We start from the raw sequence: 15,407 nt of genomic DNA, 5'->3' as shown, positions 1-15,407 counted from the left end.
ACCGCGGCCGCAGCCGCGGTGGGCGTCCGTCAGCTCCGCGTGCCGCTCGCCCGGCGACGCAGGAGCCAGGTACCGCCGACGGCGGCAGCGGCCAGTACCGCCGCTCCCGCCGCGATCTTGGCGGGGTCGGTGGTGGTGGTCGTGCCACCGCCCACCCCGGTGTTGACGTGGCCCTGCGGGCCGCGTTCGGTGACGATCAGGTCGCCGGTGGCGAACTTGCCGTTCGCGCAGGTCACGCCGATGCCGTAGGACCCGGCGCGGGTGCCGTGGGCGATCTGGAACTGCCCCACGACCACCTCCTTGTGGGTGCCCGGGACCAGCTTGAACCGGCCGCCGCCCACCGTGGTGGCGTCCCCGTCCGCGTGGCTGCCGCTCCCGCAGGCGCTGGTGTTCACGGTGACGGTGGCGCCGGGCGCGGCGGACTTGGGCCACACCTCCAGCGGCGCGAAGTCCCCGGGCGCGAAGCCCACCACGCCGAGTTCCGCGGCGGCGACGGCGCCGGCGACCGGCCCGGCGAACGCGACGGCGGTCAGCGCGGTCGCGGTCAGCAGGTGTGCGGTACGTCGGCGCATGGGGACTCTCCTGGAGACACGGGGTCGTGTCTCCGAGGAAACCCGGCCCGCCCGCCGCCCGCCTGCTGATGTGCCGTCAGGTATGCCGTCCTGGGGTCCGCCCGGGGATCGTCGCCGCAGGTCAAGCGAGTGCGATGGTCATCGCAACGCCCCGCGCCGTCCGGGTGACGCCCACCACCCGGGCGGTCGTGCGACGGCGGTGCGTACGGTGGTGCGGCACGGGAAGGCCGGGATCCGTGGCCCGCCCCGCGTACCGCCGCGCCGCATCCCCAGGAGGGCCCCGTGACATCGGTCGAACGGCTGCCGGACCCGAGCGATCCGCTCCCGTTCTTCGTCTACGGGACCCTGCGCCCGGGCGAGGTCAACCACGACCTCTTCCTGCGCGGCCGCACGGCCTCGGAGGAGCCGGCCGTCCTCCCGGACGCGGCGCTCTACGAAGGCCCCGGTTACCCGTACGCGGTCCACCGCCCCGGCACCACGGTCGTCGGCGAGTTGATCACGGCGGCGCCGGGTGCGTACGGGCGGCTGCTGGCCGCGCTGGACCAGTTGGAGGAGTACGGCGGGCCGGGCCGGCCGGGGAACATGTACGACCGGATCGCCCGCCCGGCCCTGCGCCCCGACGGCACCACGGTCCGCGCCTGGGTCTATCTGGCGGCCCCGCTGGTCGCCCGGGACCTGCGGGAATCGGGTGCCGAGATTCCCGGCGGCGACTGGTTCGGGCGCGGACGAGGCCGGCGAGGCTGAACGCGGCGGGTTACAGACCCTCGGCGCCGCGGTTGCGCAGCCGCTGACCGTACTGCTGGAGCACCCACAGCTCTTCCTGGACGGCGGCCAGCTGTTCCGGCGGAGCCTGCGGGCCCAGGCGTGACAGCGTGCCCTGGATCTCGTGGACCCGGCGGTCGACGGCGCGCAGCCGCACCTGGACCAGCTGGACCCCCGCGTACATCTCGTCCACCGTCTTCGCGTGGATGGCCTCGACCGCCAGTTCCGTGACGAGCGCGCGCACGGTGTCGTTCGGGGCGGCCTCGCGGACCCGGGCCAGGTAGTCGTCCGCGCCGAGCGAGGCGCCGCCCGCGTCCAGGATCGCCTGGCGCACCGCCGCGTAGGGCGGGGCGGTGAACTCGTCCATCCCGTACGCGTCGAAGGTCGGGGAGACCAGCGCCGGCCGCTGGAGGGCGAGCTTCAACAGCTCGCGCTCGGTGCGGTGGGCCGGGCTGCGCAGGTTCAGCGCGGGACCCCCGGCCGGCTGGGCGGCGGGCGCGGGGACGTCCTCGTAGGACGACCGGCCCCGCTGCGGCTTCCCGCCGGGTCGGCCGCCCTGCGGTCCGTCGCCCTGGCCGCGCTCGCGGGCCCAGCGGGCCAGCTGTGCGACCCGCTTGACCACGAACTGCTCGTCGCGGATGCCCAGCATGCCCGCGAGCTGGACCGCCGACTCGTGCTGGATCGCGATGTTCTTGATGTTGGCGACGACGGGCGCGGCCTCGTCCAGCGCGGCCGCCCGACCCGCCGGGTTCTCCAGGTTGTGCCGGGCCACGATGTGCCGCAGCGCGAACTCGAACAGCGGTGTGCGGGCCTCCACCAGGCCGGACACGGCCGCGTCGCCCTGGGCGAGGCGCAGGTCGCAGGGGTCCATGCCGCCGGGGGCGATGGTGATCGAGGTTTCGGCGGCGAACTTCTGGTCGTCCTCGAAGGCCCGGAGCGCGGCCTTCTGGCCCGCCGCGTCGCCGTCGAAGGTGAAGATCACCTCGGCGGTGGCGTTGTCCATCAGCAACCGGCGGAGGATCTTGATGTGGTCCCCGCCGAAGGCGGTGCCGCAGGTGGCGATCGCGGTCGTGACCCCGGCCAGGTGGCAGGCCATCACGTCGGTGTAGCCCTCGACGACCACGGCCCGGGAGGTCTTCGCGATCTCCTTCTTCGCCAGGTCGATGCCGTACAGCACCTGGGACTTCTTGTAGATCGCGGTCTCGGGGGTGTTCAGGTACTTCGGGCCGTTGTCGTCGTCGCGCAGCTTGCGCGCGCCGAAGCCGACCACCTCGCCGCTGATGTCGCGGATGGGCCACATCAGCCGACCGCGGAAGCGGTCGATCGGCTTCCCGCTGCGGCTGTCCTGGGCGAGCCCGGAGGTGATCAGTTCCTTGTCGGTGAAGCCCTTGCCGCGTAGGAAGCGGGTCAGGTGGTCCCACCCGGCCGGGCTGTACCCCACGCTGAAGTGGGCGGCCGCTGCCTGGTCGAAGCCGCGCTCCGCCAGGAACTTGCGGCCGATCTCCGCCTCGGGGCTGCCCAGCTGGTCGACGTAGAACTGGGCGGCGGCCCTGTGGGCCTCGACCAGCCGGATGCGGTCGCCGCGGCCGCTGGTGCCGGCGGTGTAGCCGCCCTCCTCGTACCGCAGGGTGATGCCGGCCAGGCCGGCCAGGCGCTCGACCGCCTCCGAGAAGGAGAGGTGGTCGATCTTCATGACGAAGTCGAGGGTGTCCCCGCCCGCCTGGCAGCCGAAGCAGTGGTAGAGCCCCTTGCTGGGGCTGACCTGGAAGGAAGGGGACTTCTCGTCGTGGAAGGGGCACAGGCCCTTGAGGTTGCCGCCGCCCGCGTTCCGCAGCTGGAGGTACTCGGAGACCACGGCGTCGATCGGGACCGCGTCCCGTACCGCCTTCACGTCGTCGTCGTTGATCCGTCCTGCCACCCGTGAAGTCTACGGCCGGGCGCGGGTGATCCGGTCAGGCCCCCTGGTCCGGCACCAGGGACTCCAGCGGAACGGACGGGTCCGCCAAGGCCTCGCGGCTGACCGGGGTCTTCGACCTGATCAGGGCCTGGATGTGCCCGGTCACGTCCCACACGTTCACGTTCATCCCGGCCAGGACGCGCCCCTCCGACAGCCAGAAGGCGATGAACTCCCGCTTGCCCACGTCCCCGCGGATCAGTACCTGGTCGTAGCCGCCGGCCGGCGCGTACCCCGAGTACTCCAGGCCCACGTCGTACTGGTCCGAGAAGAAGTACGGCACGCGGTCGTAGCCGACCTCCTGGCCCAGCATGGCCCGTGCGGCGGCCGGGCCCCCGTTCAGCGCGTTGGCCCAGTGCTCGACCCGCAGCCGGGTCCCGAGCACCGGGTGGTGGGCGGCGGCCACGTCCCCGACCGCGTAGACGTCCGGGTCGGAGGTGCGCAGGGAGGAGTCCACCGCGATCCCGCCGCCGTGCTCCCGGTCGACCAGCGCCAGCCCGGCGGTCTCGGCGAGCGCGGTCCGCGGGGCGGCCCCGATGGCGGAGAGCACCGCGTGCGCCGGGTGCTCCTCCCCGTCGTCCGTACGGGCGGCCAGCACCATGCCGTCGTGCCCCACGATCTCGGTCAGCCGCGCCCCGAAGTGGAAGCGCACCCCGTGATCGGCGTGCAGGTCCGCGAAGAGTCGGCCGATCTCCGGGCCGAGCACCGCGTGCAGCGGCGTGGCCTCCGGCTCGACGACGGTGACCTCGGCGCCGTAGCCGCGGGCCGCCGCGGCCACCTCCAGCCCGATCCACCCGGCGCCCGCGACGAGCAGGTGCCCGTTGTCCCGGCCGAGCCCGGCGAGTACGCCCTTCAGTCGTTCGGCGTGCGCGAGGCGCCGCAGGTGGTGCACGCCGGCCAGGTCGGTGCCGGGGATGTCCAGGCGGCGCGGCTCGGCGCCGGTGGCCAGCAGCAGCTTGTCGTAGTACAGGACGGTGCCGTCGCCGAGGACCACCTTCTTGGCGTCCCGGTCGAGGTGGACCGCGGGCTGGCCGAGGTGCAGCTCGATGTCGGAGGCCGCGTACCAGGAGGGCTCGTGGACGAAGACGCTCTCCCGTTCGTCCTTGCCGGTCAGGTAGCCCTTGGACAGCGGGGGGCGTTCGTAGGGGTGGTCGCGCTCGTCGCCGATCAGGATCACCCGCCCCGTGAACCCCTCGGACCTCAGCGTTTCGGCCGCCTTCGCTCCGGCGAGCCCTGCGCCGACGATGACGAATGTCCGGTGTGCGTCGACCACCTGATGCCTCCTCATAACCTCTCCGCCACATGCGACCACATGCGAGCGTCCCGCACCGAGCCTGCCGCGTGAAGGGGGAGTGGCTCGATCAGCTCACCTTTCGGCGCGTCGGCCGCGCCGGGTGAGGCGTGCGTGAAGGGAACGGGCGGATGCGTCGGTGAGGCACGCGATCTGGTCGATGACCGCCCGCTTCCTGGCCTTGTCGTCCGGGGCCGCGTCGAAGATGGCCCGGAACTGCGGGTCCAGCCCCTCCGGCGCGCGGGCGCTCAGCGCCTCCGCGAGTTCGGCCAGGACGATGCGTTGGTCGGCGCGGATCCGTTCCTGCTCGTCGCGCTGCATCACGTACAGGTCGGCGACCGCCTTGAGTACCGCGCACTCGTTGCGCGCCTCGCGCGGGATCACCAGTTCGGCACCGTACCGGGTGAGACGGCCGGAACCGTATGCCTCACGGGTGGCCCCCTCGGCGGCCAGGCAGAACCGGCCGATCAGCTGGCTGGTGGCGTCCTTGAGCCGGGACTGGGCGAGAGCCGAACCGTCGTACCCGTGCGGCCACCACTCCTGCTCCATCAAACGGTCGAGGGCGGTCCGCAGTTCCTCGGGCGCGGTGTCGGCGGGGACGTACCGGCCGATGGCCACCTGCCAGATCGTCGCGCGCTCGGGCTCGGCGAAGAGCATGTTGGGGTCCAGGTGGCCGGCGTGCAGGCCGTCCTCGAAGTCGTGGACGGAGTACGCGACGTCGTCCGCCCAGTCCATGACCTGGGCCTCGAAGCACTTGCGGTCCGCGGGCGCGCCGCGGCGCAGCCACTCGAAGACCGGCAGGTCGTCCTCGTACGCGCCGAACTTGACCGAGTCGGGGTCGGTGGGGTGGTCCCCGCGGGCCCACGGGTACTTGGTGGCGGCGTCCAGGCAGGCCCGGGTGAGGTTGAGGCCGACGCTGACGAGCTCCCCGCTCACCGGGTCGGGCACGAACCGCTTGGGCTCCAGGCGGGTCAGCAGGCGCAGTGACTGGGCGTTGCCCTCGAAGCCGCCGCAGTCCTTGGCGAACTCGTTGAGCGCCTCCTCGCCGTTGTGGCCGAAGGGCGGGTGGCCCATGTCGTGGGAGAGGCAGGCGGCTTCGACGAGGTCGGGGTCGCAGCCGAGCGCGGCGCCGAGCTCCCGCCCGACCTGGGCGCACTCCAGGGAGTGGGTCAGGCGGGTGCGGGGGCTCGCGTCCCAGTCGTAGGAGCGACTGCCGGGGGTGACGACCTGGGTCTTCCCGGCGAGGCGGCGCAGCGCCGCCGAGTGCAGTACACGGGCGCGGTCGCGCTGGAAGGCGGTCCGGCCGGGCCGTTTGTCGGGCTCGGCGGCCCAGCGTTCGGTGTCGGCCGCGTCGTAGAGGTCGCGCTGGTCGTCGGTGAGGGCGTGCGTGGTGCCTTCCATGCAAAGACGGTAACCGGAACAACTGACAAACCGGGATCAGGCGGAGAGGAGTTCCGGCCGTGCCAGGTCGACGGGCCGGGCACGGGCCTCGTCGTAGCGGTGCAGCACCAGCCGGGCCAGGGCCGGGTGGTCGCCCAGCGGGGCGGCGGCGAGGCCGGGCGCCGCCGCGGCGGTCTGGGTGGCGAACCGGCCGGGAGCGGCGAAGTACGAGGCCACGGCGATCCGGTGGTGACCGCGGGCGGCGAGGGCCCGGACCGCCTCGGGTGCGCTCGGCGCGGCGGCGCAGGCGTAGGCGGGGGTCACCGGGACGCCACCGAGGCGTTCGGAGAGCAGGGCGGCGGTGCGGCGGGTGTCGGCCGCGGAGTCGGGGTCGCGGGAACCGGCGGCGGCCAGCACGACGGCCGAACCGGGGGTGGGCGTCCAGCCGGCCTCCAGCAGCCGCTCGTACAGGGCCTCGACGAGCAGCGGGTGCGGTCCCAGCGGGGCGGCGACGTGGGTGAGCAGGTGGCCGGCCCGGGCGGCGGCCGCGGGGAGATCACGCTTGACGTGGTACCCGCGACCGAACAGCAGCGGGACGAGTACCGCCGAGCCGGACAGCTCGTCCAGGGTGTCGTCGAGCAGCGGCGCGTTCAGCTCGATGTGGCCGAGCCGGACGTCGAGCCGGGGGCGGAGTTCGCGGACGCGTTCGAGGAGGGCGCGTGCGGTGTGCAGGGCGCGCGGGTCACGGCTGCCGTGGGCCACGGCGACGAGGGTGGGCTGCATGGGCGGACTCCGGGTCGGCGCAGGCCGCTGAGCTGGGTGCCCAGCTGGTGGGTGATGCGGCCGAGCAGCTCGGCCGTGCTGTCGAAGGGAAGGGCGGGAAACTCGGGAGGGTGCACCGGCTCCGTCATGAACCGATCCTCCGCGCCGGAGGTTGCCGGTGCGTTGCGCGGGGATGACGGGTTTTTGCCGTGTGCTCACAGGCCGGTCGGCGCGGCTGTTCGGGGCGGGCGCGGCCGGTGGCGTACCCGCCGGAGATCGGGGCCGGGTGAACCGCACGGCGCCGGTACGCGTCCTGACCGGCGGACAAGCATTCGAGACACCTGGGGATGAAAGATGCGCCGACCGCGCCTGCCGCGCCTGCCGCGAGTCGAGTGGAGACGGGCGGTGGTGGCGCTGCGCGCCGTACGGACCCGGCGGGTGGTCGTGCAGACCGTCATGGCGGGCTGCGCCCTGGCGCTGCTGCCCTCGGCGTGGATGCACGCGGTGGCCGCCGACCGGCTGCGGACCACGGCCGACGCGCCCGCCGCCGAGGTGGCCGTGGTGTTCGGCGCGGGCCTGTTGGGGAGCCGGCCGACCCCCTACCTCGCCGACCGGCTCGACGCCGCCGCCGAGCTGTACCGCACCGGCAAGGTCAAGGTCGTGCTGGTGACCGGGGACAACAGCCGCACCGAGTACGACGAACCCGACGCGATGCGGAAGTACCTCACCGCGCACGGGGTGCCGGACCGGAAGATCGTCAGCGACTACGCGGGCTTCGACACCTGGGATTCCTGCGTGCGGGCCAAGGAGATCTTCGGCGTGGAGCGGGCCGTGCTGGTCACCCAGGGCTTCCACATCCGCCGCGCCGTCGCCCTGTGCCAGGCGGCGGGCCTGGACTCGTACGGCGTCGGGGTCGCCGACGTGCACGACGTCACCTGGTACTACGGCGAGACCCGCGAGGTCTTCGCGGCGGGCAAGGCGGCGCTGGACGCGGTCTTCAAGCCCGCCCCGCACTTCCTGGGACCGAAGGAGGAGGGGGTGTCGCGGGCCCTGGCCGCTCTGGCAGACTGACGGCCCCGCCGGATATACCGATTAGTCATATGCCGGTCAGTCCGTACGAGAGCATCAAGGCCGCGATCCCGCTGCTGCGCGCGAACGGCGGCGGGTCCATCGTCAACATCTCCTCCGCCGCCGGCCTGACCGGTCTGGCGCTCACCGCCGGGTACGGGGCCTCCAAGTGGGGCGTGCGCGGCCTCTCGAAGATCGGCGCGGTGGAGCTCGCCGAGGCCAGGATCCGCGTCAACTCCGTCCACCCCGGCATGACCCTCACCCCGATGACCGCCCCGATCGGCATCCAGGCGGGCGAGGGCCACTACCCCGGCGCCCCGCTCGGCCGCGTCGGCGTCCCCGAGGAGATCGCCGCGGCCATCGCCTTCCTGCTCTCCGACGCCGCCGGCTACATGACGGGAGCCGAACTCGCCGTCGACGGCGGCTGGACCGCGGGCCTGACGGTGAAGTACCTGACGGGACAGTGATCCGACCCCGACGACCCCGACCCCGCCCCTGACGCAGGCCCCGCCCCCGGCGCAGGCCCCGACCCTGACGCAGGCCCCGACCCCGGCGCCCCTCGGCGGCACGGGCGGATATTCGCGTGCCGCCGTCGGGGCGCCGGACTACGGTCTGCCCGTGGAATTGGACGGACCCCTCGTGCGCGACGTCTTCCCCGACCTGACGGCCCAGCTCGTGCGGCTGCTGGAGGAGGAAGGGGAGCCCTGGCTCGCCGTCTGCGCGTACGACCTCCGCCTGCTGGAGGACTGCGGCTGCGGGAACGACTTCTGCCAGAGCTTCGCCACCCACCCGCACCCGCCCGGCACGCCCTACGGCCCGGGGCACCGCATGGTGGCCCTCGACCCGACCAACGGGTTCCTGAACCTCGACGTCGTCCACGGCCGGATCGTGTACGTCGAGCTCGTCGACCGCCCACCGCTGCGCCGGGCCTCACCGCAGCCGTCCGGCGGCGCTGAGGCGGAGCACCCGGACTTGTAACGTGCGGCGGCCGCCGGCGTAACACCGCCGACCCACGCTGGACCGTATGCACACTCCGGACGCCGCCACCGACACGCACTGCCCGTACTGCGCCCTGCAGTGCGGGATGAGGCTCCGCCCCGAGCCGGGCGGCGCCACCGTGGCGGTGGAGGAGCGGGCCGACTTCCCCGTCAACCGGGGCGCGCTGTGCGGCAAGGGCCGCACCGCCCCCGCCGTACTCTCCTCCCGGGTGCGCCTGACCCGGCCGCTCGTCCGCACCCACGCCGGGCAGCTGGAGCCGGCCACCTGGGAGGAGGCCCTCGACGCCGTCGCCGAGGGCCTCGCCCGCACCGGCCGCACCCACGGCCCGGACGCCGTCGGCGTCTTCGGCGGCGGCGGGCTCACCAACGAGAAGGCCTACGCGCTCGGCAAGTTCGCCCGTGTCGCCCTGCGCACCTCGCAGATCGACTACAACGGCCGCTTCTGCATGTCCTCGGCCGCCGCCGCCCACCAGCGGGCCTTCGGCCTCGACCGCGGGCTGCCCTTCCCCCTGGCGGACATCCCGCGCACCGGCTGCGTGATCCTCGTCGGCTCGAACCTGGCCGAGACCATGCCACCCGCCCTGCGCTACCTCACCGAGCTCAAGGCCAACGGCGGCACCCTGATCGTCATCGACCCGCGCCGCACCCGCACCGCCGAACAGGCCGACCTGCACCTCGCCCCGCGCCCCGGTACCGACCTCGCCCTCGCGCTCGGCCTGCTGCACCTGATCGTCGCGGAAGGCCGGACGGACGAGGAGTTCATCGCCACCCGCACCACCGGCTGGGAGGAGGCCAGGGCCGCCGCCATGGCCCACTGGCCGGAACTGGTCGAGCGCATCACCGGGATACCGGTCCCCAGGCTCCGCGAGGCCGTGGCCATGTTCTGCGCCCCGGAATCCGCCATGGTCCTCACCGCCCGCGGGCCCGAGCAGCAGTCCAAGGGCACCGACACCGTCGGAGCCTGGATCAACCTGTGCCTGGCCACCGGCCGGGCCGGCCGCCCGCTGTCCGGCTACGGCTGCCTCACCGGGCAGGGCAACGGCCAGGGCGGCCGCGAGCACGGCCAGAAGGCCGACCAGCTCCCCGGCTACCGCAAGCTCACCGACCCGGCGGCCCGCGCCCACGTCGCCGAGGTCTGGGGCGTCGACCCCGACAGCCTGCCCGGCCCGGGCCGCAGCGCCTACGAACTCCTCGACGCCCTCGGCACGGACGTGAAGGCCCTCCTCCTGATGGGCTCGAACCCGGTGGTGTCCGCCCCCCGCGCCGGACACGTCGAGGACCGCATCCGCTCCCTGGACTTCCTCGCCGTGGCCGACGTCGTCCTCTCCGAGACCGCCGCCCTCGCGGACGTGGTGCTCCCCGTCACCCAGTGGGCGGAGGAGACCGGCACCACCACCAACCTGGAGGGCCGCGTCCTGCTCCGCCGCCGGGCGCTGACCCCGCCGCCGGGGGTCCGCAGCGACTTGGACGTCCTGCACGGCCTCGCCGCCCGCCTCGGCGTCGAGAAGGGCTTCCCCACCGAACCGGAGGAGGTCTTCGAGGAACTGCGCCGCGCCTCGGCCGGCGGCCCCGCGGACTACTCGGGCATCACCTACGCCCGCATCGAAGCCGAACAGGGAGTCTTCTGGCCCTGCCCCGAGCGCCCCCAGGGCTCCCGAAGCCCCGAGGGGTCCGAAAGCCCCGAGGGATCCGAGGGATCCGAGGGATCCGAGGGATCCGGCGTCTCCCCGGGAACCGAGCGCCTCTTCCTGGACCGCTTCGCCACCGACGACGGCCGGGCCCGCTTCGTCCCCGTCTCCCACCGCGACGCCGCCGAGGTCCCCGACGCGGACTACCCGCTGCTGCTCACCACCGGCCGGGTGGTCGCCCAGTACCAGTCCGGCGCCCAGACCCGCCGGGTGGACGAGCTCAACGCGGCGGCCCCCGGCGCCTTCGTGGAACTCCACCCGAGGCTCGCCGCCCGGATCGGCGCGGTCGACGGCAGCCCGCTCGCCGTGACCTCCCGGCGCGGCCGCGCCGTCGCCCCGGCCCGCATCACCGACACCATCCGGGCGGACACGGTCTTCATGCCCTTCCACTGGCCGGGCGAGGGCCGCGCCAACACCCTGACCAATCCGGCCCTGGACCCCACCTCCCGCATGCCGGAGTTCAAGGTGTGCGCGGTCCGCGTCGAGCCGGCCTGATCAGGCGCCGTCCGTGAAGGTCGGACGCAGGGCCTCGACCAGCCGGGCCAGGAACATCTCCTCCCCGGGAGCGGCGAGTTCCGGGTACTCCGCCTCGAAGTGCTCCCACTCGGCGCCCACATAGCCCTCGGGGGCGATGTGCACGATGTCGAGGAGCTCCACGTCCCGGTTCGGCTGCGGGGCCTCGCCGGCCTGCCGGAACACCTCCTGGAGCAGGGCGTTCGGCAGCCGGTGCCGTTCGGCGAGCAGGACCGCGTCGTACAGGTCCTTGCCCTGCGGGTGCCGGTCGCTGATGAGCCACAGCACCTTCCAGGCCAGCGACAAGGCCGGAGTCGCGGCGAGGACCACCGCCCCGCAGGCGAGTTCGGTCGGCTCCGGCGCCACCGGCAGCCGCTCGGTGAAGACGAAGTCCAGCTGGACCTGCCCGTCCGGCAGGCCGGGCACGGACCACGGCAGCACCATGCGCCGCCCCGGCACCCGGTCGTACGTCCAGATCTCCTCCGACACCGCCCCCGAGGCCTTGATCCCGGCCCGTCCGTCGGCCGCCGCCGCGATGCCGTCCAGCATCCGGTCGGTCCGGCCGTCCTCCATCCGCCAGGTCTCGGGGACCACCACGAAGTCCAGGTCGCCGGGCTCCCGCGCCCGCTCCCCGAACCGGTCCGCGAGCAGCGCGCTGCCCCGCAGCACCAGCGAGCCCGCCCACTCGGACTCCGCGACCGCCGACAGGACCGCGTCCATCGCCGCCCGCCGCGCCCGTACCCAGGCGACCGTCCGCTCCGGGTCGTCGAAGACCGGGTCACCGGCCCGGTAGCCCCGGAAGTTGTGCCGCAACGACGGGTCGAAGACCGCCCGCTGCCGCACGTCGTCCCCGACCACCGGACGCAGCGTCCGCGGCAGGTGCCGGGCCGCGCGCGTCTCCTCGTCCAAGGGCTCGCTCGGCAGGTGCGTGCTGTCGATGCCGAACTTCCGCCACGAGCTCATCGCGCGCCCTCCTCGAAGGTCTTCTCCAGCAGGGCCAGCATCCGGTCCTCGTAGCGGCGCCCGGAGCAGTCGAGGCCCGGGTACTCCTGGACGAAGGCCGCCCAGTCGGTGCCCTCGAACCGCTCGAACGTGTCCGGGGTCGGCGGCACATGAACCCCGCCCCCGACCTCCCACTCCCCGGACAGCCGGAACACCTCCTCCAGCAGCGGATACGGCAGGACGCAGTCCTCCGCGAGCAGGACCGCGTCGTACAGGTCCTTGCCCTGCGGGTACAGGTCACCGGCCAGCCACATCAGCTTCCACGCCAGGGAGAGCTCCCGGGTGGCCGCGGGCAGCACCACCCCGGCCACCTCGGCCGGCTCCGACGCCATCGGCAGCGGCTCGTTGAAGACGAAGTCCAGTTGTACCTGGCCGCCCGGTAGCCCCGGCGCCGACCAGGGCAGGACCAGCCGCCGGCCCGGCACGCGTTCGTACGTCCAGATGTCCTCGGACACCGCCCCGCCGGCCGGTACGACCAGCTCGCCCTCCTCGGCGGCGACCCGCTCCACGGCATCCGCGACGGCCGTCAGCAGCCGTTCCGTACGCGGATCGTCGATGTTCCAGTCCTGTGGGACGACCACGAAGTCCAGGTCGTGCGGCTCCCGTGCCGCCGCCCCGAACCACCCGGCCATGAGCATGCTGCCGCGCAGCACCAGAGAATCCGCCCACCCGGACCGGGCGACCCCGCGCGCGACCACGTCGAGCGCGCCGCGTCGGGCGGCCCGCCAGGCCGGCCGCAGCGCGGGGTCGACGATCGTGTCGAGCACCCGGTAGCCGGAGGCGAAGTGCTTGAGCGCGGGGTCGAAGACCCGGTCCTCCTGTCGGCCCGGCGTGCTCAGCCCGGCCGTCGACGTGCCCGGCAACTCGAACTGCCGGCGCCGCCACTCGGCATTGCCCCTCGCCTCGACGTCCTTCCCGCTCACGCGGCCGTCCCCTCCTCGGTGATCCACCCGTCGTCCACCGACAGGTCGCTGTCGTACAGCACGAACTCCCGCTCCTGCGAGCGGATCTCGTACCCGGCCGAGCCGAGCGCGGCGACCAGCGCGTCACAGGCCGCCCCCGCCTCCGCCGCCGTGCCGCGCCACCGCTGGGTCACGAACCGGTCGTGCGTGCCCCCGGACAGGATCCGGCGAGCGTTCCACGACAGGTGGGCGCCGTGCGGGACGACCAGGGCCTCCAGGGCCCCGCGGTCGAAGTCCGCCGGCAGCAGCAGTTTCAGGTGGTGCTCGAAGTAGCCGCCGCCCGGGCCCGGTCGGTCCGTGGTCCACGGGACCGTCTCCACCTTGACCCGGACCGGGTCGAAGCCGGCCGCCCGCAGCCGCGGCACCAGCCGCTCGTGACCCGTGCGGTCCCGCAGGGTCAGCATCGGCTGCGACACCATTCGCCCCCGCGCCAGCACGATGTGGGTCACCTTCAACTCCCGCGCGCCGGCCCAGGCGTCGAGCCGCGCCAGCTCCGCCGCGTCCGCGCAGCGCACCGTCACGTGGGTTTCGTACTCAGACATGGAGCCGATCATCTCGGACATGCGTCCGATCCGCATCGGGGTTCCCGGCGGGGGGTAACCATCGGTCACGCAGCGGACTCAGAAAGTGCTCGCACGCCCCTCGTGGCCGCGATGTGTCGTACCCCACACTGAGGTGCGGTGCCCCCGTCCTCGGAGCCCTGGAGGTCGCCCCCGTGCAGACCCGGACCCTGACCGTGAACGTGAGCGAGTCCTCGGAGGCCAAGGCCGTGGACGAAGAGCCCGAGGTACTGGAGCTGATCGAGCCGGTGCCCGTGCCGCGCAGGCGCGGCAGCGGCGACGGCGGAGCGGGCCCGTCCGCCGACCTGTTCCGGCAGTACCTCCGCGAGATAGGCAGGATCCCGCTGCTCACCGCCGCCGAGGAGGTGGACCTCGCGCGCCGCGTCGAAGCCGGCCTGTTCGCCGAGGAGAAGCTCGGGAACACCCCCGACCTCGACTCCCAGCTCGCCCTCGATCTCGACAAGCTCGTCGTCATGGGGCGGATGGCCAAACGCCGACTGATCGAGTCGAACCTGCGGCTCGTCGTCTCGGTCGCCAAGCGGTACGTGGGCCGCGGGCTCACCATGCTCGACCTCGTGCAGGAGGGGAACCTCGGGCTGATCCGGGCCGTGGAGAAATTCGACTACGCCCGCGGGTACAAGTTCTCCACCTATGCCACCTGGTGGATCCGGCAGGCGATGTCCCGGGCCCTCGCCGACCAGGCCCGGACCATCCGCGTACCCGTCCACGTCGTCGAACTGATCAACCGGGTCGTCCGCGTGCAGCGCCGGATGCTCCAGGAGCGCGGGTACGAGCCGACGGCCGAAGAGGTGGCCGTCCACCTGGAGTTGACCCCGGAGCGGGTCCTGGAAGTGCTCCGCCTCGCCCAGGAACCGGTCTCCCTGCACGCCCCGGTGGGCGAGGAGGACGACGTCGCGCTCGGCGACCTCATCGAGGACGGGGACGCGGCCTCGCCCGTGGAGTCGGCCGCCTTCTTCCTGCTGCGCGAGCACCTGGAAGCGGTGCTGTCCACCCTCGGTGAGCGCGAACGCAAGGTGGTGCAGCTGCGGTACGGCCTCGCCGACGGGCGGCCCCGCACCCTGGAGGAGATCGGACGGATCTTCGGCGTGACGCGCGAGCGGATCCGCCAGATCGAGTCCAAGACCCTCAACAAACTGCGCGACCACGCCTTCGCGGACCAGCTCCGCGGCTACCTGGACTGACGGCACCGGCACCGGACCACCGGAAAAGGGGGCGCCCCGCCAGGCGCCCCCGCTCCGCTGCCCGCGCCGACGGACACCGCTACGCCCGCGGCCACGGCTACGGCTGCTCGGGCTCGTGCGGGTCCGACAGGCTCCGGCTCATCCAGACGTCGTCGACGTAGAGCCCGTCCAGCAGGAACTCCTCGGGCAGCACGCCCACCACCGCGAAGCCGCACCGCCGGTACAGCTGCCGCGCCGGCTCGTTGTGGCCGAGCACGCGCAGGTTCATCCTGCGGGCACCACCGGCCCGCGCGGCGGCGCAGGCCGCCTCGACGAGGGCCTGCCCGACCCCGGCGCCCCGGGCGGATGCGAGGACCGCCAAGCCCTGGATGTGACGGACATGCCGGTTGGTGTCGAGGGGACTGGCCGGAGCCTGGGCGATGTACCCGACGACCCGCTCCCCGCGTTCCGCGACGAGGTAGCTCTCCACTGGGTGCCGCTCGTCGAAGACGGCCGCGTCCGCCGGGCGCTCGGGGCCCGGTTCACTCACACGTGACCACGTCGCACGGAACAGCTCCAGTATCGCGCGCTCATCCGCCGCCCGCGCGGGGCGTATCACCACGTCCGATGCCATGCCGTCATGCTAACGACGGCGAAGGGGCACCCGCGTACGTGTCCCGTACCCGAGTGCCCCTCCGCCGCGCGACGCACGGG

Annotated in this window: 15 protein-coding genes; 6 read left to right on the top strand and 9 right to left on the bottom strand. The window is 73.5% G+C overall.

The features are described from left to right. Window positions 1-29: 29 nt before the first annotated feature. On the bottom strand, window positions 30-572 hold the full coding sequence (locus ACGFYY_RS25925; protein ID WP_365266590.1) for a hypothetical protein: 543 nt from the start codon (window positions 570-572) through the stop codon (window positions 30-32). A gap of 282 nt (window positions 573-854) precedes the next feature. On the opposite strand from ACGFYY_RS25925, the gene ACGFYY_RS25920 reads away from it, so the two are divergent. Next, window positions 855-1,316 (top strand): gamma-glutamylcyclotransferase family protein, encoded by a 462-nt coding sequence (locus tag ACGFYY_RS25920; protein ID WP_393712827.1) that lies wholly within the window; start codon window positions 855-857, stop codon window positions 1,314-1,316. 10 nt (window positions 1,317-1,326) lie between these two features. On the opposite strand, the gene dnaG is transcribed toward ACGFYY_RS25920, so the two are convergent. From dnaG to ACGFYY_RS25900, 4 genes are all read right to left on the bottom strand, one after another. After that, window positions 1,327-3,252 (bottom strand): DNA primase, encoded by a 1,926-nt coding sequence (gene dnaG, locus ACGFYY_RS25915; RefSeq protein WP_393712825.1) that lies wholly within the window; start codon window positions 3,250-3,252, stop codon window positions 1,327-1,329. Between the two features lie 34 nt (window positions 3,253-3,286). Next, window positions 3,287-4,561 (bottom strand): NAD(P)/FAD-dependent oxidoreductase, encoded by a 1,275-nt coding sequence (locus tag ACGFYY_RS25910; protein ID WP_393712823.1) that lies wholly within the window; start codon window positions 4,559-4,561, stop codon window positions 3,287-3,289. 93 nt (window positions 4,562-4,654) lie between these two features. Further along, on the bottom strand, window positions 4,655-5,980 hold the full coding sequence (locus ACGFYY_RS25905) for a deoxyguanosinetriphosphate triphosphohydrolase (RefSeq protein WP_393712821.1): 1,326 nt from the start codon (window positions 5,978-5,980) through the stop codon (window positions 4,655-4,657). 36 nt (window positions 5,981-6,016) lie between these two features. Further along, window positions 6,017-6,742 carry a sirohydrochlorin chelatase gene (locus tag ACGFYY_RS25900; RefSeq protein ID WP_393712819.1) on the bottom strand — a complete coding sequence of 242 codons (726 nt, stop codon included), beginning with the start codon at window positions 6,740-6,742 and terminating at the stop codon, window positions 6,017-6,019. 333 nt (window positions 6,743-7,075) lie between these two features. On the opposite strand from ACGFYY_RS25900, the gene ACGFYY_RS25895 reads away from it, so the two are divergent. The 4 genes from ACGFYY_RS25895 (at window position 7,076) to ACGFYY_RS25880 (ending at window position 10,970) form a co-directional block, all read left to right on the top strand. Beyond that, entirely contained in the window at window positions 7,076-7,792 is a 717-nt protein-coding gene (locus tag ACGFYY_RS25895) for a vancomycin high temperature exclusion protein (RefSeq protein ID WP_393712817.1), read from the top strand. A gap of 29 nt (window positions 7,793-7,821) precedes the next feature. After that, complete coding sequence (locus ACGFYY_RS25890) at window positions 7,822-8,256, top strand: SDR family oxidoreductase (RefSeq protein ID WP_393712815.1); 435 nt, start codon at window positions 7,822-7,824, stop codon at window positions 8,254-8,256. Between the two features lie 151 nt (window positions 8,257-8,407). Continuing rightward, window positions 8,408-8,767, top strand: coding sequence for a hypothetical protein (locus ACGFYY_RS25885; protein ID WP_365266577.1), 360 nt, complete (start codon window positions 8,408-8,410; stop codon window positions 8,765-8,767). A gap of 46 nt (window positions 8,768-8,813) precedes the next feature. Then, window positions 8,814-10,970 (top strand): molybdopterin oxidoreductase family protein, encoded by a 2,157-nt coding sequence (locus ACGFYY_RS25880; protein ID WP_393712813.1) that lies wholly within the window; start codon window positions 8,814-8,816, stop codon window positions 10,968-10,970. Here ACGFYY_RS25880 and ACGFYY_RS25875 read toward each other — a convergent pair whose 3' ends face one another. Genes ACGFYY_RS25875 through ACGFYY_RS25865 form a run of 3 tightly spaced genes read right to left on the bottom strand, consistent with a single transcriptional unit; the run spans window position 10,971 to window position 13,494 of the window. Continuing rightward, window positions 10,971-11,951, bottom strand: coding sequence for a nucleotidyl transferase AbiEii/AbiGii toxin family protein (locus tag ACGFYY_RS25875; RefSeq protein WP_393712811.1), 981 nt, complete (start codon window positions 11,949-11,951; stop codon window positions 10,971-10,973). Then, entirely contained in the window at window positions 11,948-12,913 is a 966-nt protein-coding gene (locus ACGFYY_RS25870) for a nucleotidyl transferase AbiEii/AbiGii toxin family protein (RefSeq protein ID WP_393712809.1), read from the bottom strand. The genes ACGFYY_RS25875 and ACGFYY_RS25870 overlap by 4 nt, the downstream gene beginning before the upstream one ends. After that, window positions 12,910-13,494 carry a hypothetical protein gene (locus ACGFYY_RS25865; protein WP_393712807.1) on the bottom strand — a complete coding sequence of 195 codons (585 nt, stop codon included), beginning with the start codon at window positions 13,492-13,494 and terminating at the stop codon, window positions 12,910-12,912. Before ACGFYY_RS25865 ends, ACGFYY_RS25870 begins: the two co-directional genes overlap by 4 nt. 173 nt (window positions 13,495-13,667) lie before the next feature. Here ACGFYY_RS25865 and ACGFYY_RS25860 point away from each other — a divergent pair, with 173 nt between their 5' ends. After that, window positions 13,668-14,714 (top strand): RNA polymerase sigma factor, encoded by a 1,047-nt coding sequence (locus ACGFYY_RS25860; protein WP_393712805.1) that lies wholly within the window; start codon window positions 13,668-13,670, stop codon window positions 14,712-14,714. 97 nt (window positions 14,715-14,811) lie between these two features. Here the strand turns inward: ACGFYY_RS25860 and ACGFYY_RS25855 are convergent, their stop codons facing one another. Then, complete coding sequence (locus tag ACGFYY_RS25855) at window positions 14,812-15,327, bottom strand: GNAT family N-acetyltransferase (protein WP_365266568.1); 516 nt, start codon at window positions 15,325-15,327, stop codon at window positions 14,812-14,814. Window positions 15,328-15,407 lie beyond the last annotated feature (80 nt).

The sequence above is a fragment of the Streptomyces sp. NPDC048331 genome, from assembly GCF_043201215.1.
In the GTDB taxonomy this organism is placed as follows: Bacteria; Actinomycetota; Actinomycetes; order Streptomycetales; family Streptomycetaceae; genus Streptomyces.
The sequence above is the reverse complement of the archived record's forward strand: the minus strand, read 5'-3'. Positions and strand labels throughout refer to the sequence as shown.

Excerpts from the sequence above, each read along its gene's own strand:
- ACGFYY_RS25905 (WP_393712821.1), bottom strand. The coding sequence starts at position 5,980 with ATGGAAGGCACCACGCACGCCCTCACCGACGACCAGCGCGACCTCTAC.
- ACGFYY_RS25875 (WP_393712811.1), bottom strand. The coding sequence starts at position 11,951 with ATGAGCTCGTGGCGGAAGTTCGGCATCGACAGCACGCACCTGCCGAGC.
- ACGFYY_RS25855 (WP_365266568.1), bottom strand. The coding sequence starts at position 15,327 with ATGGCATCGGACGTGGTGATACGCCCCGCGCGGGCGGCGGATGAGCGC.
- ACGFYY_RS25925 (WP_365266590.1), bottom strand. The coding sequence starts at position 572 with ATGCGCCGACGTACCGCACACCTGCTGACCGCGACCGCGCTGACCGCC.
- ACGFYY_RS25900 (WP_393712819.1), bottom strand. The coding sequence starts at position 6,742 with ATGCAGCCCACCCTCGTCGCCGTGGCCCACGGCAGCCGTGACCCGCGC.
- ACGFYY_RS25880 (WP_393712813.1), top strand. The coding sequence starts at position 8,814 with ATGCACACTCCGGACGCCGCCACCGACACGCACTGCCCGTACTGCGCC.
- ACGFYY_RS25865 (WP_393712807.1), bottom strand. The coding sequence starts at position 13,494 with ATGTCTGAGTACGAAACCCACGTGACGGTGCGCTGCGCGGACGCGGCG.
- ACGFYY_RS25895 (WP_393712817.1), top strand. The coding sequence starts at position 7,076 with ATGCGCCGACCGCGCCTGCCGCGCCTGCCGCGAGTCGAGTGGAGACGG.
- ACGFYY_RS25890 (WP_393712815.1), top strand. The coding sequence starts at position 7,822 with ATGCCGGTCAGTCCGTACGAGAGCATCAAGGCCGCGATCCCGCTGCTG.